The sequence below is a fragment of the Bacteroides sp. CACC 737 genome, assembly GCF_013874375.1.
Lineage (GTDB): Bacteria > Bacteroidota > Bacteroidia > Bacteroidales > Bacteroidaceae > Bacteroides > Bacteroides uniformis.
Genome location: NZ_CP059408.1, coordinates 3,200,402 through 3,221,474, shown reverse-complemented (window position 1 = coordinate 3,221,474; position 21,073 = coordinate 3,200,402). Strand labels below are relative to the sequence as shown.

At 49.3% G+C, this 21,073-nt stretch carries 22 protein-coding genes; 10 read left to right on the top strand and 12 right to left on the bottom strand.

All coding sequences use genetic code 11. The features are described from left to right. The first annotated feature begins 18 nt into the window (after positions 1-18). Positions 19-402 carry a VanZ family protein gene (locus H1A11_RS13760; protein WP_005824913.1) on the top strand — a complete coding sequence of 128 codons (384 nt, stop codon included), beginning with the start codon at positions 19-21 and terminating at the stop codon, positions 400-402. A 2-nt stretch (positions 403-404) separates the two neighbouring features. On the opposite strand, the gene murF is transcribed toward H1A11_RS13760, so the two are convergent. Continuing rightward, a complete protein-coding gene (murF, locus tag H1A11_RS13755) occupies positions 405-1,703 on the bottom strand; it encodes a UDP-N-acetylmuramoyl-tripeptide--D-alanyl-D-alanine ligase (RefSeq protein ID WP_117600254.1) in 1,299 nt (432 codons plus the stop codon). Positions 1,704-1,887: 184 nt separating this feature from the next. Here murF and folP point away from each other — a divergent pair, with 184 nt between their 5' ends. The 4 genes from folP (at position 1,888) to H1A11_RS13735 (ending at position 6,490) form a co-directional block, all read left to right on the top strand. After that, positions 1,888-2,739, top strand: coding sequence for a dihydropteroate synthase (folP, locus tag H1A11_RS13750; protein ID WP_117965599.1), 852 nt, complete (start codon positions 1,888-1,890; stop codon positions 2,737-2,739). 26 nt (positions 2,740-2,765) lie between these two features. Next, positions 2,766-3,530 (top strand): diadenylate cyclase CdaA, encoded by a 765-nt coding sequence (gene cdaA, locus H1A11_RS13745; RefSeq protein WP_005824908.1) that lies wholly within the window; start codon positions 2,766-2,768, stop codon positions 3,528-3,530. 79 nt (positions 3,531-3,609) lie between these two features. Further along, positions 3,610-5,148, top strand: coding sequence for a TldD/PmbA family protein (locus tag H1A11_RS13740; protein ID WP_117965597.1), 1,539 nt, complete (start codon positions 3,610-3,612; stop codon positions 5,146-5,148). A gap of 22 nt (positions 5,149-5,170) precedes the next feature. Beyond that, positions 5,171-6,490: a TldD/PmbA family protein gene (locus H1A11_RS13735; RefSeq protein WP_117965594.1), complete on the top strand. Its 1,320-nt coding sequence runs from the start codon at positions 5,171-5,173 to the stop codon at positions 6,488-6,490. Between the two features lie 2 nt (positions 6,491-6,492). On the opposite strand, the gene H1A11_RS13730 is transcribed toward H1A11_RS13735, so the two are convergent. The 4 genes from H1A11_RS13730 to H1A11_RS13715 are packed head-to-tail and all read right to left on the bottom strand — an operon-like array spanning position 6,493 to position 9,542. After that, entirely contained in the window at positions 6,493-7,509 is a 1,017-nt protein-coding gene (locus H1A11_RS13730; RefSeq protein WP_138344625.1) for a GNAT family N-acetyltransferase, read from the bottom strand. Positions 7,510-7,544: 35 nt separating this feature from the next. Then, positions 7,545-8,459, bottom strand: a complete 915-nt coding sequence (locus tag H1A11_RS13725) for a DUF2156 domain-containing protein (RefSeq protein ID WP_117600259.1) — start codon at positions 8,457-8,459, stop codon at positions 7,545-7,547. A 52-nt stretch (positions 8,460-8,511) separates the two neighbouring features. Then, the gene (locus H1A11_RS13720) at positions 8,512-9,207 is read right to left on the bottom strand and encodes an LrgB family protein (protein WP_005824898.1); all 696 of its coding nucleotides are present in this window, start codon (positions 9,205-9,207) and stop codon (positions 8,512-8,514) included. Beyond that, complete coding sequence (locus tag H1A11_RS13715) at positions 9,204-9,542, bottom strand: CidA/LrgA family protein (protein WP_117600260.1); 339 nt, start codon at positions 9,540-9,542, stop codon at positions 9,204-9,206. Before H1A11_RS13715 ends, H1A11_RS13720 begins: the two co-directional genes overlap by 4 nt. 322 nt (positions 9,543-9,864) lie before the next feature. On the opposite strand from H1A11_RS13715, the gene pta reads away from it, so the two are divergent. The 3 genes from pta (at position 9,865) to H1A11_RS13700 (ending at position 13,683) form a co-directional block, all read left to right on the top strand. Further along, a complete protein-coding gene (gene pta / locus H1A11_RS13710) occupies positions 9,865-10,884 on the top strand; it encodes a phosphate acetyltransferase (protein ID WP_117600262.1) in 1,020 nt (339 codons plus the stop codon). Between the two features lie 21 nt (positions 10,885-10,905). After that, entirely contained in the window at positions 10,906-12,102 is a 1,197-nt protein-coding gene (locus H1A11_RS13705; protein WP_117965588.1) for an acetate/propionate family kinase, read from the top strand. Between the two features lie 180 nt (positions 12,103-12,282). Then, positions 12,283-13,683: an alkaline phosphatase gene (locus tag H1A11_RS13700; RefSeq protein WP_117965585.1), complete on the top strand. Its 1,401-nt coding sequence runs from the start codon at positions 12,283-12,285 to the stop codon at positions 13,681-13,683. Between the two features lie 106 nt (positions 13,684-13,789). On the opposite strand, the gene H1A11_RS13695 is transcribed toward H1A11_RS13700, so the two are convergent. The 7 genes from H1A11_RS13695 to efp form a co-directional block, all read right to left on the bottom strand. After that, positions 13,790-14,002 (bottom strand): hypothetical protein, encoded by a 213-nt coding sequence (locus H1A11_RS13695; protein WP_008662841.1) that lies wholly within the window; start codon positions 14,000-14,002, stop codon positions 13,790-13,792. Positions 14,003-14,101: 99 nt separating this feature from the next. Further along, positions 14,102-15,958: a ChbG/HpnK family deacetylase gene (locus H1A11_RS13690; protein ID WP_181757342.1), complete on the bottom strand. Its 1,857-nt coding sequence runs from the start codon at positions 15,956-15,958 to the stop codon at positions 14,102-14,104. 41 nt (positions 15,959-15,999) lie between these two features. Then, a complete protein-coding gene (locus tag H1A11_RS13685) occupies positions 16,000-16,764 on the bottom strand; it encodes a UDP-2,3-diacylglucosamine diphosphatase (protein ID WP_005824878.1) in 765 nt (254 codons plus the stop codon). A gap of 39 nt (positions 16,765-16,803) precedes the next feature. After that, positions 16,804-17,115 carry a metal-sulfur cluster assembly factor gene (locus H1A11_RS13680; RefSeq protein WP_117965579.1) on the bottom strand — a complete coding sequence of 104 codons (312 nt, stop codon included), beginning with the start codon at positions 17,113-17,115 and terminating at the stop codon, positions 16,804-16,806. Between the two features lie 349 nt (positions 17,116-17,464). Continuing rightward, positions 17,465-18,151 carry a DNA repair protein RadC gene (gene radC / locus H1A11_RS13675; RefSeq protein ID WP_022401073.1) on the bottom strand — a complete coding sequence of 229 codons (687 nt, stop codon included), beginning with the start codon at positions 18,149-18,151 and terminating at the stop codon, positions 17,465-17,467. A gap of 31 nt (positions 18,152-18,182) precedes the next feature. After that, the gene (locus H1A11_RS13670; RefSeq protein ID WP_138344623.1) at positions 18,183-19,172 is read right to left on the bottom strand and encodes a glycosyltransferase family 2 protein; all 990 of its coding nucleotides are present in this window, start codon (positions 19,170-19,172) and stop codon (positions 18,183-18,185) included. A gap of 145 nt (positions 19,173-19,317) precedes the next feature. After that, on the bottom strand, positions 19,318-19,884 hold the full coding sequence (efp, locus tag H1A11_RS13665; protein ID WP_005825176.1) for an elongation factor P: 567 nt from the start codon (positions 19,882-19,884) through the stop codon (positions 19,318-19,320). 194 nt (positions 19,885-20,078) lie between these two features. On the opposite strand from efp, the gene rpmH reads away from it, so the two are divergent. Then, on the top strand, positions 20,079-20,240 hold the full coding sequence (gene rpmH, locus H1A11_RS13660) for a 50S ribosomal protein L34 (RefSeq protein WP_004292199.1): 162 nt from the start codon (positions 20,079-20,081) through the stop codon (positions 20,238-20,240). Positions 20,241-20,409: 169 nt separating this feature from the next. Next, a complete protein-coding gene (locus tag H1A11_RS13655) occupies positions 20,410-21,057 on the top strand; it encodes a PASTA domain-containing protein (RefSeq protein ID WP_117600267.1) in 648 nt (215 codons plus the stop codon). The last annotated feature ends 16 nt before the right edge of the window (positions 21,058-21,073 follow it).

Below are 21,073 nucleotides of genomic sequence, written 5' to 3'. Positions count from 1 at the left end.
TCGTTGATTATTTGGTATATGCTATATTATATTAAGAAATATCCGGTGTCGCTTTTTATTATTCTGACGGTGATTTATCTTTCATTCTTTAAACCGCCTTCTACAGAAATAAGCAAGATTCCCAATATAGACAAGGTGGTGCATATCTGTATGTATTTCGGCATGTCGGGAATGCTGTGGCTGGAGTTTCTTCGCGCTCACCGGAGAGACAACGCCCCTTTATGGCATGCATGGGCAGGGGCGTTTGTCTGTCCCGTTTTGTTCAGCGGAATGGTGGAGTTGCTGCAAGAATACTGCACGACATACCGCGGCGGAGACTGGCTGGATTTTGCGGCCAATACCACGGGAGCGGTGCTTGCATCAATGGTCGGCTATTTCATTTTAAGGCCAAGGATGAAATAGGATTATAAGTATTCAACTACGGAACTTAGCTTGATGCCGTTCGACCCTTTTATCAGAATTGTTTTCCCACAAGGTTTCTCTCTTTGCAGCTCTGCGATGAGTGCGGTTACATCGGGATAACTCTGATAAGAGTGGCGTGTGGCGGCAAACAATTTCCCAACAAGAGCTACGTCCTTGAATCCGCATTCTTCCAGATAGTCTGCAATCTTCTGGTGCTCGTCGGCACTGTCTTTACCCAATTCCCGCATATCTCCCAATATCAGCATTTTGTTTTTGGCCTGCATGTTCCGGAAGTTACTGATGGAAGCCATCATGCTTGTGGGATTGGCATTATAGGCATCGATAATCAGTGTGTTGTCCGCTGTTTTTTTCAGTTGTGAACGGTTGTTTTGTGGGGTATATCCGGCCAGTGCTTTATCTATTTGCTCCGGTTCCACACCAAAAAAATGTCCGATGGTGACAGCTGCCAGAGCATTGGGGAAGTTATATTCACCGATAAGTTGGGTTTGTACTTCGTGATATTTGCTTTCGTTTCCCGTTTTCCACTCGAAGGTGAGGTAAGGAGAATTGCCGGTGACGTGTCCGTTGATGTACAGCTCGTCCTCGCTGCCGTAGGCAATCTGGTGGAGTCCGTAGGCTATCTTTTTCAAGTAGGGGTTGTCGTTATGGATGAAGATGGTAGCTTCTTTCCGCGTCCGCAGATAGTCGTACATCTCTCCTTTGGTCTTGATGACTCCTTCAAAAGAGCCGAATCCCTCCAGATGGGCTTTTCCTACGTTGGTAATGATTCCGTAGTCAGGTTCGGCTATCTCTACCAGCTCCTTGATGTCTCCCGGGTGGCTGGCGCCCATTTCCACTACGGCAAGTTCGTGTTCAGGGCGCAGGCGGAGTAAGGTGAGGGGAACACCGATGTGATTGTTCAAATTTCCCAAGGTATAGAGCACGTTGTGAGTTTGCGAAAGTACGGTGGACATCAGTTCCTTGGTAGTGGTCTTTCCGTTTGTACCCGTAATGCCGATGATGGGTGTACGCATCTGCCGACGGTGGTAATTGGCAAGTTGTTGCAAGGTTTTCAAGCTGTTTTCCACCACGATGTATCGTGTATCGCCTGCGGGGGCATAGGCTTCTTCATCTACTATGGCATAAGCACTTCCGCTTTCCAGCGCCCGGGCGGCAAAGGCATTTCCGTTGAACGACTCGCCTTTCAGTGCAATGAATAAAGAACCTTGGGGGCAGTTACGGCTGTCAGTAGTGACACTGGTACATGTTAGGAATATCTGATGTATAGCTGTTATATTCATGACTTTATAATTAAATCAATCTGTGTGAATCTGTGTAATCTGTGGTAAACCATCGTGCAAAGATATAGTTTTAATCCTCTCCCTTCCCGGGTACAAGCAAAAAACTTATCAGTTTTATGAGTTTATGTATTTTGAAACCACTTTTTTGTTTACATTTGCAGGTACTATATAGAACAGACTGCCTATGGAAATTACAACTGCCCGATATATAAATGTCAACGGTTCGCTGCTTGACCTTTCTCAACCCCGTGTCATGGGCATACTGAACGTTACTCCAGATTCCTTTTATGCCGGTAGCCGTACACAGACAGAGGCGGAAATAGTACGCCGGGTGAAACAGATAGTTTCGGAGGGAGCGGCCATTATTGATATAGGCGCTTACTCTTCCCGTCCCAATGCCGACAATGTCTCTGCCCGGGAGGAGATGGAACGGCTGCGTATGGGGCTGAAAATACTTTTTGAGATACAGCCGGATGCTGTGGTGTCGGTAGACACTTTCAGGGCGGATGTGGCAAGAATGTGTGTGGAGGAGTATGGGGTTGCCATCATCAACGATATTGCGGCCGGTGAGATGGATGCGGATATGTTCCATACCGTTGCGGCGTTGAATGTGCCTTATATTATGATGCACATGCAAGGCACTCCGCAAAGTATGCAGCAGCATCCTCATTACGACAATCTTCTGGAAGAGGTTCTCTTGTATTTTGCACGCAAGGTGCAGCAATTGCGTGACTTAGGTGTGAAAGACATCATTCTGGACCCCGGTTTCGGCTTTGGAAAGACAATAGAGCATAATTATGAATTGCTGTCCCATCTGGAAGATTTCCGTATTTTTGAGTTGCCTTTATTGGTAGGTGTTTCACGTAAATCGATGATATACCGCTTGTTGGACATTACTCCTCAGGAGGCGCTGAATGGTACTACGGTGCTCGATACCATCTGTCTGCTGAAAGGTGCTGACATTCTCCGCGTACACGACGTGAAAGAAGCCGTGGAAACCGTACGGATTGTGCAAGCTATGCGAAATAATTCCTAGTCCCTAACCCCTAATCATTCGATATCGTGTTTTTTGAATTTGGAATAAAAGATTTTATAGATATTCTGTTAGTGGCTTTTTTGCTGTACTATACGTATAAGCTGATGAAAGCCTCCGGTTCTATAAATGTGTTTACGGGTATCCTGGTGTTTATCTTGATATGGCTGGTGGTATCGCAGGTGCTGGAGATGAAATTGCTCGGTTCTATCTTCGACAAGCTGGTCAGTGTAGGCGTGCTGGCGCTTATCATTTTGTTTCAGGACGAGATACGGCGCTTCTTGCTGACACTCGGCTCGCATCAGCATGCCAGTGCGCTGGTGCGCTTCTTCACCGGTAACAAGAAAGAGAAGCTGGAACATGACGACATCATGCCGGTGGTAATGGCATGTATCAGTATGGGGAAGCAGAAGGTTGGTGCCCTGATTGTCATTGAACATAATCTGCCTTTGGATGATGTGGTGCGTACGGGAGAGATTATCAATGCCGATATAAACCAGCGTCTGATTGAGAATATTTTCTTTAAGAACAGTCCGTTGCACGATGGAGCGATGGTTATCAGTAAGAAACGTATCAAAGCGGCGGGATGTATCCTGCCTGTTTCCCATAATCTGGACATTCCTAAGGAACTGGGGCTGAGGCATCGTGCTGCCATGGGGATTTCCCAGGTGTCTGATGCGCATGCCATCATTGTATCGGAGGAGACCGGAGGCATTTCAGTGGCTTACAAAGGACAATTCTATCTGCGTCTGAATGCAGAGGAATTGGAAAGTTTGTTAACAAAGGAAAGCTGAGGTGTGACAAAATCTCCTATTTTTACGTCATATAACTATGATATAAAAAACAATATCTTATAACTAATAACTGAAAAGGATGGATAGACGAAATTTCTTGCGGACGGGAAGTCTGGCGATGTTAGGTTCGCTGGCAGTACCCTCGTTGGCTATGCCTGCGTCAGTACGCGGAGCTTTAGGAGGAGCAGATAATCAGTCTGCCGTAGCTTCGGCAATGGTTCACTTCGGTGTGACGGAGGCTGACTTGAAGAAAGTGATGGCTGCCGCTCTGGAAAAAGGCGGCGATTATGCTGACCTTTATTTTGAACACACATTCAACAACAGTGTGGTTCTGATGGACGGCAAAGTAAACAACTGTGGAGCTAACATTGACTTCGGTATGGGCGTACGCGTATTGGCAGGCGACCAGACGGGTTATGCTTATGTGGAAGGGGTAACTATGGAAGAAATGCTGCGTGCTGCACGTACTGCTGCCCGTATCGCCTCTTCGGGCAAGGCCGGAAAATCTGTAGGACTGACGGAAAAGACAATTGCCAAAAGCCGCTATGCCGTCACTGAACCTTGGGAGGACGTGAGTGTCAAGGCAAAAATACCTTATTTAGAAAAGCTGAACGAAAAGATTTTCTCTTTGGACAATCGTGTACGTAAGGTGCAGGCTTCTCTTTCTGACAGTACATCGCACGTGCTGTTCTGTAATTCCGAGGGCGTGAGCTATTACGACTACCGTCCGATGGTTTCTTTTATGGCAGTCTGCATCATGGAAGAGAATGGAAAGATGGAGAACGGTTATGCTGGTCGTTCTTACCGCAAGGGTTTTGAATTCATGACGGATGACATCGTGGATATTATTGCACGTGAGGCGGTGGATAAGACTGCTATCTTGTTCAAGGCTGTGAAACCCAAAGGTGGCGAAATGCCCGTCGTGATGGGGGCTGGCGGTTCGGGTATCTTGTTGCACGAAGCCATAGGACATGCTTTTGAGGCTGACTTCAACCGTAAACGTACTTCCATTTTCTGCGACCTTTTGGGAAAGAAGGTGTGCGATGAGCATATCAACGTGGTGGATGACGGTACCATCGCCTTCAATCGTGGAGCCGTGAATTTCGACGATGAGGGTGTGGAAGGTCAGAAAACCTATATCGTGAAGGAAGGTATCCTGACCAGTTATCTGCACGACCGCATCAGTGCCAAGCATTATGGGGTGGCTCCTACTGGAAACGGACGTCGCGATACTTTCCGTAATACTCCTATCCCCCGTATGCGTGCCACTTATATGGAAGCCGGCAATATGAAGGAAGCGGACATTATCTCCACCGTGAAGAAAGGTATCTATTGTGACCAGTTTACCAATGGCCAGGTGCAAATCGGTGCCGGAGACTTTACCTTCTTTGTGAAGTCGGGTTACTTGATTGAGGATGGCAAGCTGACGCAGCCCGTCAAGGATATAAATATCATCGGTAATGGTCCGAAAGCATTGGCTGACATCACGATGGTGGCAAATAACGATAAGATTGACAACGGTACTTGGACTTGTGGTAAAGACGGTCAGTCTTGTCCCGTTACCTGCGGTATGCCATCGGCACTAGTCAGCAAGCTGACTGTAGGAGGAGAAAGTTAATTATCAACTATCAATTAAAGACATGATTACAGACGACAATAAGAAATTGGCACAATGGGCAATGGAATATGCCTTGAAGAACGGTTGCCAGGCAGCCAAACTGGTGCTATATACAAATTCTAATTCTTCTTTTGAACTGCGTGACGGCAAAATGGACCGTTTGCAGCAGTCTACGGAGAATGGTTTGGGATTGAATCTTTATGTGGACGGACGTTTCGGCTCTTTTTCCACCAATCGGCTGGATAAGAAAGAATTGGAAACTCTTATCACGAATGGTATAGAGTCTACCCGCTATCTGGCGGTGGATGAGTCGCGTATGCTGGCCGACCCTGCACGCTACTATAAAGGAGGCAAGCCTGACTTGCAGCTTTTTGATAAGAAACTCTATGAAGTCAACCCGGATGATAAAGTGGCGATTGCCCGTGCTGCTGCAGAGGAGGTATTGGGCAAGGATGAGCGTATCATTTCGGTTGATTCTTCTTATAGTGATGGTGAGGGTTCTTCCTATCGTTTGATAAGCAACGGATTTGAAGGCGAGTCGAAGAGTACCTGGTTCTCTGTCTCAGCCAGTGTATCCATTAAGGGAGAAGGTGAAGCGCGTCCTCAGGATTACTGGTACGACTCGGCTCTGTTCTATGATAAATTGACGAAGACGGGAATCGGTGCCAAGGCATTGGAACGCGTATTGCGCAAGCTGGGACAGAAGAAAGCAAAGTCGGGTAAATATACAATGGTGGTTGACCCTATGAATGTGGGAAATCTGCTCAGCCCGATGCTAAGTGCATTGTATGGCAGTGCTCTGCAACAAAAGAATTCCTTCCTGATGGACAAGCTGGATGCGAAGGTGGCTTCGGACCTCTTCACGTTGCGTGACGAGCCGCATGTCATCGGTGCAAACGGTTCGCGCTACTTCGATAATGAGGGTGTGGCTACTGAACCCCGCACTGTCTTTGATAAGGGGGTGCTGAAAACTTATTTCATCGATACCTACAATGGTAAGAAGATGAATATGGCTCCTACTATCAGTACGCCTTCACGCCTGATTCTGGTACCGGGTGATAAAGACCTGAACGGGTTGGTGGCAGATGTTAAACAAGGCATTTTGGTTACGGGCTTCAATGGCGGTAACAGCAATAGCAGTACCGGTGACTTCTCTTATGGTATAGAGGGGTTCCTTATTGAAGACGGTAAGCTGACACAGCCTGTCAACGAAATGAATGTGACGGGTAACATGGTTGCTTTGTGGAATTCCTTGGTTGCTGTGGGCAATGACCCTCAACCAAACCGCTCATGGCAGATTCCTTCGTTGGTATTTGAGGGAGTCGACTTCAGCGGATTGTAATGCTAGTTCAACATCAAGCTCATATATGGGCTTGATGTTGCAAATATTTTTTCGGTGAGTTCACCGATTGTAAGTGCCAAGTGGCTGCCTGGCAGACGCTTGGCACTATTCATACATTTACCATTGTTGAGGTAGTAGTAACCGTTATTGGCACTGACTTGCTCATCAGTAAGATGAATGCTGAGTTCCAGTTCCGGATGGACCGTAGCATAGAGTTGCAGCATGGTTTTGGCATTGATGATGCGTGCCATGCCCAAAAGTTGGCTTTTATCGGTAGTGGGAGGAGTGAGAACCCGGATGGACGGGAGATTCAGGCTTTGGCAGATATGTTGAAGCAGTAAAGTGTTTGTTACGGGAGTATCCGACACGATTTCTCCAATGCGCCAGTTGGCTTTCCCTATCGGATAGGTAATGGCCAAAGCCGTGATTTCCTTCCCATTGCTCAAAGTGCAAACGAAGCCCTGCCCCAGTTGTAAATCGGCAATGATAACCTGAAAATCCTCTTTCGTATGCTGAATGCAGCAAGGGCGCTCCCGCAATTTCCGGTCGAGATATTCATATCTTTTTTCACTATACTCGGCAGACATTTCCAAAGTAAGGCCCGTATCGGCTGCCGGTATGCCGGAAGCGATAAAAGTCTCTTCGGCATAGCGGAATACGGGTGCATAACCACTGCGGGCATAGTAGTCGAACAGCCACGGCTCTGCCGGTATCAGGGTGGATAAGGCGACATTATTGTGTAGCATCCGTGCAAAGGCTTGTGATAACAGCTCGTGCATTACGCCCCGGTTACGGTAATCAGGGTGTGTGCAAGCGCCGGATATATAGGCTGTATGAATATCTTCTCCTTCGAACGTCATAGGATAAGGCAACATTTGTAGGGAGGCAATCACTTCTTCGCCGCTTTGGATGGCAATATTGATATCATTGTTGTAGCGGAGCCGAAAATACAATTCAGTAAATTCCTCACTATCATTGAAACAGAGCTTCCATAGCTTCTTTACCTTTTCCCGCATCATCAATCCCTTATTCTTTTAATCCTTAATCCTTACTCTCACCACTTAATCGCTTCCACCGGCTCGTCTTTCAGACATGCCACGTATTTTTCCAGAATAATGGCAGGCTGGTACGAAAGTTTGGCCTTGCGCAATCCTTCAATACCCAAATCCTCTTCACGGTTGAGGTAGACATATTGTTCGGGGATGTGGTTGGCAAATTCATAGTTAATCATTGCGTATGCTCCGTCTATGCTGGTATCGGCCTTTTCCACATGTACCCCGAAGGTATCTTGGTTGATGGGCATTCCGAAAGTGAAGGCGGCAATTTTGCCGTCTACATGCAGGATGCCTCCGGTCAGTCCCAGTTCTTCAAAATTGTGGAGGGCGTAGACCAGTGCGCGACGTTCGTTGCCCGTTCCTTCATGCTGGTCGCAGTTGTTGGCCTTACACCATTCAGCTTCCAGGTCCAGACATTCCTGGATGCGGTCGGGAGTGATGGGAGTATATTCGTAATTATAGGTGCGTTTAAATTTGTTGACATGATTCCGTTTGGACTGGAATTTCTTTCCGGCAAGCGTAGCGAGCTCTGTACGCAGATAGAGGTAATCGGCATAATCCCGGTCTGCTGTGAACTGGAATTTTCCGGGCATGAAGGCTTCCAGTTCCGAGCACATGCCCGAACATATTCCCAGCAGGCAGAAAGGTTCTCCTTCCCGGTGTGCGTCTTCGACCAGTGCGTCCAGTACTTTTGTCAAATCTCCGTTGCCTATCGGCATCATGTACACCAGTTCGTCGTTTGCCCAGAATTTCAGTAGGAGGAAGCCGTCCATGATGGCAAACTTTGTATTGTATAGAAAACGCCAGCTGCATAGGTTGGAGAAAGAGAGGTCGCAATTCCGTCGCGGACTGTTCTGTGTATAGGAGGTAATCAGTTTTTTGTCTTGTAATTCGATATCTTTAAATGAAATCATACGTTGTTTTTAGTTGGTTATGATTATAGATAACAAAAATAAGAAGATTTTGTTAGAGTAGCCCTAATAATCGCAGGATAGTTGGGGTCAGCAATGCTGTGAAGATACCGTTCAGGGTCAGGCCGAGGCTGGCGAATGCGCCGTATTTGCGGCTGATGTCCATGGCAGTGGAAGTTCCTACCGCGTGGGCGGCGGCTCCCAAGGAAAGGCCTTGTGCCATAGGACTGCCGATGTGGGTCAGTTTCATGGTCTTGAAGCCCAGTATTCCTCCCAGTAAGCCTACGCAGACCACTACGGCGGCGGTAAGTGAGGGAATGCCGCCCAGCGACTTGGTTACTTCCATGGCTATCGGCGTAGTGACCGACTTGGGTGCCAGGGAGTAGATTATCTCGTCGGAAGCCCCCATCAATTTAGCTATCAGCACGACAGAGATAACTCCCACAATGCAGCCGGCAAGTTGTGACAGCATGATGGGGAGCAGTTGTTTCTTAATCGTTTCCAATTGGAGGTATAGGGGGACGCCCAGAGCTACAACAGCGGGCTTTAGCCAGAATTCTATCAGATGTCCTCCTTCATTGTAGGTCTCATAACTGATATGTGTCATCTTCAGGAAGACAATGAGGATGGCGATTGTCAGCAGGATGGGGTTCAGCAACATGATGCCGGTCTTTTTCTGCAGGAGTTTGGCTAGAAAGAAAATCCCGAAGGTGACAGCCAATAGGAAAAATTCGTTTTCTAAAAAGTTCATTTGATTTTACGTGTTAGTTGGTGAACCCATCCGGTGACTACAATCACCAGCAGGGTGCTGATTATGGAAGCGGTTACTATCGGCCAGAACTCGGAGGCGATGACATCGAAGTAAAGCATGAGGGCTACACCGGGCGGTACAAAGAAAAAGCCCAGGTTGGCAACCAGGAAGTCGGACATACCCTGCACCCAGTGCAGTTTAATCCAACCCAATTTCAAGAATAGGGTGAGCAGCAACATACCGATGATGCTGGAAGGCAACTTGATACCTGTAAGGAAAACAATCAGTTCACCCAAAGCTAAGCATCCGAAAAGGATGGCGCATTGACGAATCATACTATTATAATACCTATTGTTATATGTTGAAAACGCTGCAAAGGTAGGTATTCTATGTATTGCTTGTTATCGTTATAACCTGATTTTTTTCATGTCGTTTGCAGAGTCGGGTAGGTTATTCCTGCCGGACGGGTAATTGTTTGTTGCAGAGGGGTACGTGCGCGTACACACGAATGCGGGGAACAGCTAATGTTAAATAATATAATAATTATGGACTGAACAGTAAAAAGACCGACATTTGCAATGTAGATATTGCAAAATTGTGTACTTTTGCGGCGTGAATAACACATACTGCCGATTCTTAATAGACAATTAAAATATCATGCAAAGATTAATTAATGAAATTGTTGAGCGCGCCAAAGCAAACCGCCAACGAATTGTTCTTCCCGAGGGTACGGAAGAACGTACATTGAAAGCTGCCAATCAGATATTGACTGATGGGGTGGCCGACTTGATTATCCTTGGAAAACCTGCTGAGATAGAGGCTTGTGCCAAAGAGTGGGGATTGGGGAACATCAATAAGGCTACCATTATCGACCCGGAAGACCATCCTAAGAAAGAAGAATATGCCCAGTTGCTTTGCGAACTTCGTAAGAAGAAAGGCATGACCATCGAAGAGGCTCGCAAGCTGGTTGTCGACCCGCTTTATTTAGGCTGTCTGATTATAAAGAATGGAGATGCTGACGGCCAGTTGGCAGGTGCACGCAACACTACGGGCAATGTACTTCGTCCTGCTTTGCAGATTATCAAGACTGCTCCGGGCATCACTTGCGTTTCGGGTGCCATGCTGCTGCTGACGCATGCTCCTGAATATGGAAAGAACGGCATCCTGGTGATGGGTGACGTGGCTGTGACTCCGGTGCCCGATGCAGAACAATTGGCACAGATTGCCGTATGTACGGCACGTACAGCTCAGGCAGTTGCCGGTCTCGATCCGAAAGTTGCCATGCTGAGCTTCTCTACCAAGGGCTCTGCCAAGCACGAAGTGGTGGATAAAGTGGTTGAGGCATTGAAGATTGCCAAGGAAATGGCTCCCGACATTGCCATCGATGGTGAGTTGCAGGCCGATGCTGCTTTGGTGCCGGAAGTAGGTGCAAGCAAGGCTCCGGGTTCTTCCATTGCCGGACATGCCAATGTACTGGTTGTTCCCAGTCTTGAGGTGGGTAATATTTCCTATAAGCTGGTACAACGTCTGGGACATGCCGATGCTGTAGGTCCTATCCTGCAAGGTATTGCCCGTCCGGTGAACGACCTTTCACGCGGTTGCTCCATCGAGGACGTTTATCGCATGATTGCCATTACTGCAAATCAGGCTATTGCAGCCAAAAAGAACGCTGAATAACTTCTAAATCTGATATATAATATGAAAATCTTAGTATTGAACTGCGGTAGCTCGTCCATCAAGTACAAATTGTTTGATATGGACCGGAAGGAAGTTATCGCCCAGGGTGGTATTGAAAAAATTGGTTTGAAAGACTCTTTCCTGAAGTTCACCTTGCCCAGCGGTGAGAAGAAGATTCTTGAAAAGAATATTCCCGAACATACTGTAGGTGTGGAATTTATTCTGAACACCTTGACAAACCCTGAATATGGAGCCATCAAGTCTTTGGACGAAATCAATGCCGTAGGCCACCGTATGGTGCATGGAGGCGAAAAGTTCAGCGAGTCTGTACGACTGACGCCGGAAGTGCTTGCCGCCTTCACTGCCTGCAACGACCTGGCTCCGCTCCACAATCCTGCTAACCTGAAGGGTGTAAATGCAATATCTGCTATTCTGCCGGATGTTCCGCAGATTGGTGTATTTGATACGGCTTTCCACCAGACCATGCCGAAGCATGCCTATTTATATGCCGTGCCTTATGAGCTTTATGAAAAGTATGGTGTACGCCGTTACGGTTTCCACGGGACATCCCATCGTTATGTATCACAGCGCGTCTGCGAATTCCTGGGTGTAGAGCCGGCAGGAAAGAAGATTATCACTTGCCACATCGGTAACGGCGGTTCCATTACTGCCATTAAGGACGGCAAGTGCGTGGATACCAGCATGGGCCTGACTCCGCTTGAGGGGCTGATGATGGGTACCCGCAGCGGTGATATCGATGCCGGTGCTGTTTCCTTCATTATGGAAAAGGAAGGTCTGGATGTAAACGGTATATCCAACCTCCTGAACAAGAAGAGTGGTGTGCTGGGTATCTTCGGTGAATCCAGTGACATGCGCGACCTGGAAAATGCCGTAGCTGCCGGCAATCCGAAGGCTGTCCTGGCTGAAGAAATGTACTTCTACCGTATCAAGAAATATATCGGTGCCTATGCCGCTGCTTTGGGTGGTGTGGATATCGTAGTATTTACCGGTGGTGTCGGTGAGAATCAGGCAAGTGCCCGCTGGGGTGCATGCGAAGGCCTGGAATTCATGGGTATAAAGCTGGATGCTGAGAAGAACAAAGTACGTGGTGAAGAAATGGTTATTTCTACCGAAGATTCTCAGGTGAAGGTAGTGGTAATCCCCACTGACGAGGAGCTGATGATTGCTTCGGACACGATGGATATTCTGAAGAAGTAATATCGCTGTAATATCTCCCGGTTCCGGCTTCCCGGAGTCCGGATGTGGTTTCGCCCCTGCAAATATGTAATGTATTTGTAGGGGCGAAATGTTTTCCGAATCCTTTAAAATTGCTATCTTTGTTACTCGGTTAAAAACAATAAAGGCAATTTTCCGAATAACTTTAAATAAGAACTGCTTATGAAACGATTAATGTATGTGTTGTTCTTTGTACTGCTGACCAGCGGCATGGCCTATGCCCAGCAGGCGAAGTACGTGTTTTATTTCATCGGTGATGGAATGGGTGTGAACCAGGTGAACGGTACGGAGATGTATCTGGCCGAACAAGAAGGGCGCATCGGTGTAAAGCCTTTGCTGTTCACTTCTTTCCCGGTTGCCAGCATGGCGACTACCTTCTCTGCTACCAACTCTGTGACTGACTCTTCTGCTGCTGGAACAGCCTTGGCTACCGGTGTTAAGACTTACAACGGCGCTATCGGTATGGACGATAATAAGAGTGTGCTCCAGAGTGTGGCCGAGAGAGCTAAAAAGTCCGGTAAGAAAGTTGGGGTAACTACCAGCGTCAGCGTGGACCATGCTACTCCCGCCGCATTCTATGCCCATCAGCCGGACCGTGGCATGTATTACGAGATAGCCCTCGACCTGCCGAAAGCCGGTTTCGACTTCTATGCAGGCGGTGGTTTCTTGAAACCGACTACCACTGTCGACAAGAAAGAGGCTCCGAGCATCTTCCCTATCTTTGAAGAAGCCGGTTATACCGTTGCAAGAGGCCTTGACGAATATAAGTCGAAGTCTGTCCAGGCGGACAAGATGATTCTTATCCAGAAAGAAGGGGCAGAGCCTTCTTGCCTGCCCTATGCCATCGACCGCCAGGAAGGCGACCTGACACTGGCCGAAATTACCGAGAGTGCCATCTCTTTCCTGACCAAAGGCAGTAACAAGGGTTTCTTCCTGATGGTTGAAGGTGGAAAGATTGACTGGGCCTGCCACGGAAACGACCCCGCCACAGTCTTTGAGGAAGTGGTGGATATGGACAACGCCATCAAGGTGGCTTACGAGTTCTATAAGAAGCATCCCAAAGAAACGCTGATTGTGGTAACTGCCGACCATGAAACCGGCGGTCTGGGGCTGGGTACCGGTAAGTACGAGCTTCAACTGAAAGCCCTTGCCAAGCAGAAGCAGTCTCAGGATATCCTTTCACGTTCCATCACGGACTTACGCAAGATGCGCAAGGTTATCAACTGGCCGGAAATGAAGGAATTCCTGGCAGAAAAGATGGGTTTCTGGAAAGAACTGCCGGTAAGCTGGGAGCAGGAGAAGATGCTGCGTGATGCTTACGAAGAATCATTTGTGAACAAGCATGTAGTGTTTGAGGAAAGTCTTTATGCCAAGACTGAGCCCCTGGCCGTTGCCGCCAAGAAGGTGATGAGCCAGATTGCCATGGTAGGCTGGACCAGCGGTGGCCATACAGCCGGATATGTGCCGGTATTCGCAGTAGGTGCAGGTTCCAAGCTGTTCGTGGGTAAGATGGACAACACGGAAATCCCGAAACGCATAGCCAAGGCTGGCGGATACAAATAATAAAAGGTCACCACAGATTACACGGATTCTCACAGATTGGAAGCTCTGAAATCAAGTATAAGAGACTAATCTGTGAGAATCTGTGCTATCTGTGGTGGCTGTCAATTTATTCCTTAAGGTCCTTCTTTATAATTTCATCCATCTCCCGGATACGTTTCTCCCGTTCCTTGGCGGATTTTATTTTCTGGTCCTTGTATCCGGTATCTGTCCGTTCGGAGACCTCTTCGCTCCATTCCTCGAATTCATCCGTTGCCGGACGTCCGTGCGGGTCTATGTTCTCTTCGGCAATCGGGTCGTTTCTGTAAATCATATCATCCATGACGCTAATGTTTTTAATGTTATGATATTACTACAACCATGCCGGGAAAAAGTTCCGGTGACCTTCACTTTTTTGTAATCATTTATAAGAATAAACGTTTTATAGCGCGGGCAGCAGGTACTTCCATATTAGATTCAGCTCTGCCTGCATGTCGGGGATGTTGGCGGTGACGGCAATGACGGCATCCTTGTCCGGCAACACCAGTATGTATTGTCCGTTGGCACCATCGGCACGGTAGGCGTTGTGGCGGCAGCGCCACATCTGGTAGCCGTAGCCCTGCAGCCAGTCGCTTGTCTTGGCGCTCATCTTCGCTTTCTTCAGCATCTCCGGTTTCATGCCGGCGGGCAGTGAGGGCACTTGGCAGGCAGATGCCTCCTTTACCCATTTTTCGGGCAGAATCTGCTGTCCGTTCCAGTTTCCTTTCTGCAGGAACAGTTGTCCCATCTTGGCAAGGTCTTCCGTTTTGAGGTACAACCCCCAGCCTCCGGTATTGATGCCTTGCGGGCTTTCCTGCCACCGGGCGTTGACGATGCCAAGCGGGCGGAACAGACGGGGATAGAGATAATCCACCACTTTCTCGCCCGTCACTTTCTGTACGATGGCTGAGAGCATGTAGGTTCCCAGGCTGTTGTAGGTGTAGAAGGTACCGGGCTTGTGCTCCACGGGGAAGGCAAGGAACTCCTGCACCCAATCGGCGTCCGCCTTTTTGCGTACCGTTCCGGTGGGGTCGGTGTCGTGCCCGCAGTTCATGGTCAGCAGGTCGCGTACGGTCATGGCTGCCAGATTTTCGCTGACGGTTGCCGGAAGCTTGTCGGGGAAGAAGGAGATGACCTTGTCCGTCAGCTTCAGCCTGCCTTCGGAGGCGGCAAGTCCCACGGCGGTGGCGGTGAATGTCTTGCTGACGGAGTTCAGGATGTGAGGCTTATCCTCTTTCCCTTCGCCCATCCATTCTTCGGCAATGACATTGCCGTGTTGCACAATCATGATACTGTGCAGGTCTTGTCCGGCTTTCTTTACGGCATCCAGATATCTGTTCATGGCCTTGTCCAGCTCCGGAGTAGCGGCGGTGCGGGGCAGGCCCTTGGTCAGTTGGTTGATGGAAATCAGCTTTATGCCTTTGTCCTCAATGGCTTTCCGGACATGGGGGCTTGTCAGCAGGTCGGTCACTCCCTGGCGGTCCAGCGCCACGTCCTCATATCCGACGTGGAAGACGGTTTTCATTTCATCGTTGTCCAGTGCCGGGTGGTCTAAGAAAAGGTAGCGCTGGCCCGGCTGCAACTTCTCCAATGCTTTGATGAAGCTGGCCTCCTTTTCTTCGGCGGTTCTTTTGGGGCCGTCGTATCCGATGTAGGTAAACCGGTAGTCCTTGGAGGAGTCCATGCGGTCGATGGACGGCAGGTTGTATTCTTTGGCGAGCCGTTGCACCAGCTCGTTCACTTCTTTGCTGAAACCGGTGGAGAGCATGTGTCCGGACAGATGGCTGAGTTGCGGAATGCTTTTCAGCGTCGTCTCTATCTGCGCGCGGAACTCCTGCTCTATCTCCTTGATGTCCCATTTCTGCTCCATGATGGACTGTCCCGGATAGGCGGGGTTAGGGGACATCATCGGGTAGAAATAGCCGTTCTCGTCCGTCAGGCTGGGGCAGTGGGTCAGCGGACGCCACTTCACGTTCTCCCACTCGCTGGTGATGACGAGGTGCAGGCCGACGTCCAGTCCCGGATTTTCTTTCAGCATCTTGATGGCTTCCGGATACCAGGCTGCTACGGGCATCACTTCCACGCTGCGGGCAATACCCGAGCGGTAGGTCTGGATGCAGGCTTCGTTGACGGAATGCAGGGCACCGAGATCGTCAATGCGGATGACAAGTGTCGGGGCGCCGGATTGTCCCCATACCGGCAATGCTCCTGCTGCGAGCAGGCATCCGGCAATCATGTTTTTCAGTCTTAAAGGTTTCATGGGTGGTAATGGTATGATGGTTAACAGTTTGGAAATGCGGGTTATAGCTTCGTCTCTCCCTCCACAAAATTCTCAAGGAAGAGGTTCTCGCCGTCAAAGACGGCGTACGAGAAGTAGTTTATCCAGTCGCCGAGGATGAGGATGCGGGCGGTACTGCTCAGCATTAGGTCCAGTTCGATGTGGCGGTGACCGTAGATGAAGTAGTTGATGTTGGGATGGCTTTTCAGGTATTCCTTGGTGTAGAGCACCAGGTATTCGTTGTTTTCTCCCATGTATGCGGGTTCTTTCCCGTCTATGCGTTTCAAGCGGCTGTGCTTGGCCCAGTTCAGTCCCAGCTCCATGCTCCAGCGGGGGTGCAGGGCAGAGAACAGCGTCTGTAGGGTACGGCTGCGGAACATGGCGCGCAGCATCTTGAACTTCTTGTCCGGGTCGCCCAGCCCGTCACCGTGGGCAAGGTAGAACTCTTTTCCGAAGATTTCGGTGGTCAGCGGTTCGCGGTGTATCATGACGCCGCACTCCTTGGTCAGATAGTCGCCGCACCAAAGGTCATGGTTTCCCGTGAAAAAGTGGACTTCCACTCCCAGGTCGGTCAGTTCGGACAGCTTGCCCAGAAAGCGGGTGTATCCTTTGGGCACTACGGTACGGAATTCGTACCAGAAGTCGAACATGTCTCCCAGCAGGTATACGGCCGATGCCTTGTGCTTGATGCTGTCCAAGAAGTTGACCAGCCTCCGTTCTTGGGTTCGTCCGTGTTCGATGGCTCGTGAGCCCAGGTGAGCATCCGAGAGGAAATATACATTCTTCATTTTCAACTTTCCATTTTCAACTTTGAACTTTCAACTGATTTAAAGGAATCCCAGTTCCAGTTTCGCTTCTTCGCTCATCATGTCCTTGTCCCACTCGGGTTCGAAGACGAGATTGATGGTGGCGGAGGTAACGTCGTCGATGGATTCCACCTTCTGGCGCACATCTTCCATGATGAAGTCGGCTGCCGGACAGTTGGGGGCAGTCAGCGTCATGTCGATGGAGGCTTCTCCCTGGTCGGAGACGTCTATTTTGTAAATCAGTCCCAGGTCGTATACATTTACCGGTATTTCCGGGTCGAATACGGTCTTGAGCATGGAGACTATTTTCTCTTCTATTTCAAATTTGGTCATATTCGTAGGGTTTTATATATAGGTTTTCAAAGAACAAAGCTATGGAATTTAATTGAAAATGCAAAGGAACGCCCTCCTTTTCATTACTTCAGAAAGGGTTTGACGGTGGGGAAACACGCTTCACCCGCTGGGGGAACTCCCTTTACCCCTGGGGAAACTCCTTTTACAATAGGCGGTAAAGGTCTTTACAATATGGGGTAAAGGGCGTTACAATATAGGGTAACGGCTTTTACATACCGCGGTAACGGCTTTTACATTGGCTGGTAAATAGCAGGTAAATACAATGTGCTGATAGTTAGTGTTATGACCGCTTTTGTCTTTCGTATAGTATGTCCGTAACTTGGATTATTTATAGCAATCCTTCGTCGTTGAAGCTGTAATGGCTTCCGTCCGTGACGATGACGTGGTCGGTCAGGTGTATGTTCATGGTTTGGGCGGCTTTCCTCACGAGTTCCGTCAGCTGCCGGTCGTCGTTGCTGGGGTGCGGGTTGCCGGAGGGATGGTTGTGGATAAGGGCTATCTGTGTGGCGCGTTGCAGCAGGGCTTCGCGCAGGATACTGCGCACGTCGGCGGTGGTCTGGTCGATACCGCCACGGCTGATGCGTACCTTGTCTATCACTTTGGCGGCGTGGTTCATAAGCAGTACCCAGAACTCTTCTGTGGCAAGGTCGCAGAGCAGGGGATGGAACAGCTCGTAGATGTCGGCGGAAGAGCGGATGGCAGTACGTCCGGAGCGTTCCTGCAGCTTGCGGCGTTTGCCTAGTTCCAGGGATGCCATGACGGTGATGCTTTTGGCGGGGCCCATGCCTTTGAATCGGGAGAAGTCCCGCACCTCCCATTTGCCCAGGCGGTTGAGGTCGTTGCCGCAGGCGGCGAGTATGCGCTGCATCAGTGTCACGGCGGTTTCTTCCGTATTGCCGGAGCCGATGAGGATGGCTAGCAGTTCGGCATCGCTCAAGGCTTCCGCCCCTTTCTGCATCATCTTTTCCCGCGGGCGGTCCTCTGCAGCCCACTGGTTGATATTCAGTTTCTCCATATCATCCCTAATCCTTAACCCCTAATCCTCCTTATTTGTAAAAGTTCTTTTTGAACGCCTCGAACTCGTCCTTGCCAAGTATGCAGCGGTTCCACCAGGCGCGCAGGAACCCCGTCCCGTATCCGATGAGCTGGATGAAGGAGGCGGCAACGGAGTAGAGCCCGATGCTGAGGCTACGGTTCCGGATAGTGGAATCGATGCATACCAGAAGCGCATAAAGAGCGATGGGCAGCAGGCTGTACGGGCAGAAGGGCGTTCCCAGCAGGAATATGGCCACTCCCAGGGTAAATGCGGCCGGCAGCAGGTGGACGAGCTTCAGTGATTCCGGATACTTCTTGTACAGATTGATGCGGGCAATCCCGGAATTGTGTACCTGCTTGAAGAACTTCCGGAAGTCTGTCCGGCGCTTATGGTATACCCAGGCACCGGGGAACAGCCGGCATGTATATCCTCCCTTGAAGATTCGGATGCTGAAGTCGATGTCCTCCCCGAAGCGCATCCGCGAGAATCCGCCCAGGGCTTGGTACACTTCCCGCCGCACACCCATGTTGAAGCTGCGCGGATAGAACTTGTCCATCTTCTTCTTCCCCCCACGGATACCGCCGGTGGTGAAGAAGGAGGTCATGGAGTAGTTGATGGCTTTCTGTATGTCTGTGAATGATTCGTGCGCGCGGTCGGGGCCTCCGAAGGCATCGGCGGCTTCGTGCTGCAGCTCTTCTTCCACAGCAAGGAAATAACCTTCGGGCAGGATGCAGTCCGAGTCCAGTATTATCAGGTATTCGCCCTTGCTTCGTTCCGCCCCGTAGTTACGGGTCTGCCCGGGGCCGGAGTTGGGCTTGTCATAGTAATGCACGTCCAATAGTTCCTGATACTTCTCTGTGACCGGCTTGCAGGGGATGGAGGAGCCGTCCTCCACCACAATCACTTCAAAATCCTTGAAACTTTGCTGCGTCAGGCTTTGCAGCAGTTCGTCTACCTCATCGGGGCGGTTGTATACGGGGATGATGACGGAGTATCTCATGGGTATGGCTCTATGTTTTGGTTATCTCCGCAAAGATATATCATTTAAGCTTTGCAGATGAATAAATGGAAAGAAAAATCCCCGGATGCCAAGTGGAGCACCGGGGATGATATGAAAAGGGCATTTGCCTGATTTCCAAAAGGGCTTATGCTTTTACGCGGCTTACGTAAGAACCGTCGCGCGTATCGATTTCGATAGTCTCGCCTTCGTTGATGAACAAGGGGACGCGGACTGTGGCGCCGGATTCTACTGTGGCGGGCTTCAGCGTGTTGGTGGCTGTGTCGCCTTTCAGTCCCGGTTCCGTATAGGTAATCTTCTGCTGAACCTTGATGGGCACGTCGGCATAGAGCACGGTTTCTGTGGAAGCGTCTGATACCACGTCTACTATCATTCCTTCGAGCAAGAAGTCAACACCGTTGATGAGGTCGTGGGCGATGGGAATTTGGTCAAAAGTCTCCTGGTTCATGAATTGGTAGTTGTCACCGTCATGATAGAGGTATTGGTGGGGACGACGTTCTACACGCACGTCTTCCAGTTTCTCACCGATGTTGAAACGACGTTCCAGAACGTAGCCGTTCACCACGTCTTTCAGCTTGGTACGCATGAAGGTATTACCTTTTCCCGGCTTTACATGCAGGAAGTCGATGCAGAAATACAGCTTGCCGTCCATGCGGATGCAAGTTCCGATTTTAATGTCTTGGGCATTAATCATACTTATAGTCTTTAATATTATTATATTGGTATTTACTTCTTTAGTGCTGGTTTGCGGGTGCAAAAGTAATGGAATTCGGTAAAAAACACAAAAACTTTTGAGAGAAAATGAGTTATCTCTTGGTTTATTTGAAAAAAGTACCTATTTTTGCAGCCCGAATTCGTGAGAATAATAACATAAAACAAGATACAGTAATGAAAAGAACATTTCAACCCTCGAACAGAAAGAGAAAGAACAAACACGGTTTCCGTGAGAGAATGGCTACAGCAAACGGCCGCAGAGTATTGGCAGCACGTCGTGCTAAAGGCAGAAAGAAACTGACTGTTTCTGACGAATACAACGGAGTAAAGGCATAATAGTCGTTCTCGTTCGTATTAAAGAAATAAGGGAGCTGCAAAAGACTGATTCTGGTCTTTTGCAGCTTTTCTTATGTATTGTGCCCGCTTCTCCGGAAAAAACTATTGCCAACTCCGTGTACTATGTGGTGAAAATTGTATCTTTGTCCCAAATAATGCATTATCGATTATGACAATAAAAGATTTTTTCTCTTTCCGGCAGAACCGGTTCTTCTGGGCGAACATCCTTGCGATGGCCGTTGTGGTAGTGGGATTGCTGTTCGGAGTGCTGAAAGGACTGGATATATATACCCGCCACGGCGAGGCTGTGATAGTGCCCGATGTGAAGGGCATGGGAGTGGAGGAAGCCGAGAAAATGTTCCGTAACCGCGGCTTGGTCTGCATCGTTTCGGATTCCAGTTATGTCAAGACTCTTCCTGCCGGCTGCATCCTCGAATATAATCCGGCAGCCGGACAAAAGGTAAAGGAAGGACGTACCATCTATCTTACGATCAATACGATTGAAGTCCCTCTGCACATAGTGCCCGATGTGGCGGACAACAGTTCGCTGCGGCAGGCGGAAGCGCGTATTCTGGCTTCGGGCTTCAAGCTGGCCGAGATACAGTATATTCCGGGTGAGAAGGACTGGGTGTATGGCGTGAAGTATAAGGGGCGTCAGCTTTCCATCGGCGAGAAAGTGCCCACCGGCGCAGTGCTGACGCTGATGGTGGGAGATGGAGGCGCCTTGAAGGCAGACTCCCTGGGAGTGGATTCCGTGGGAGGTACCGTTGAACCCGTGTTGTCCGAAGACTCTGCGGCAGATGAGTCCTGGTTCTGATAAACATCTGACTCCA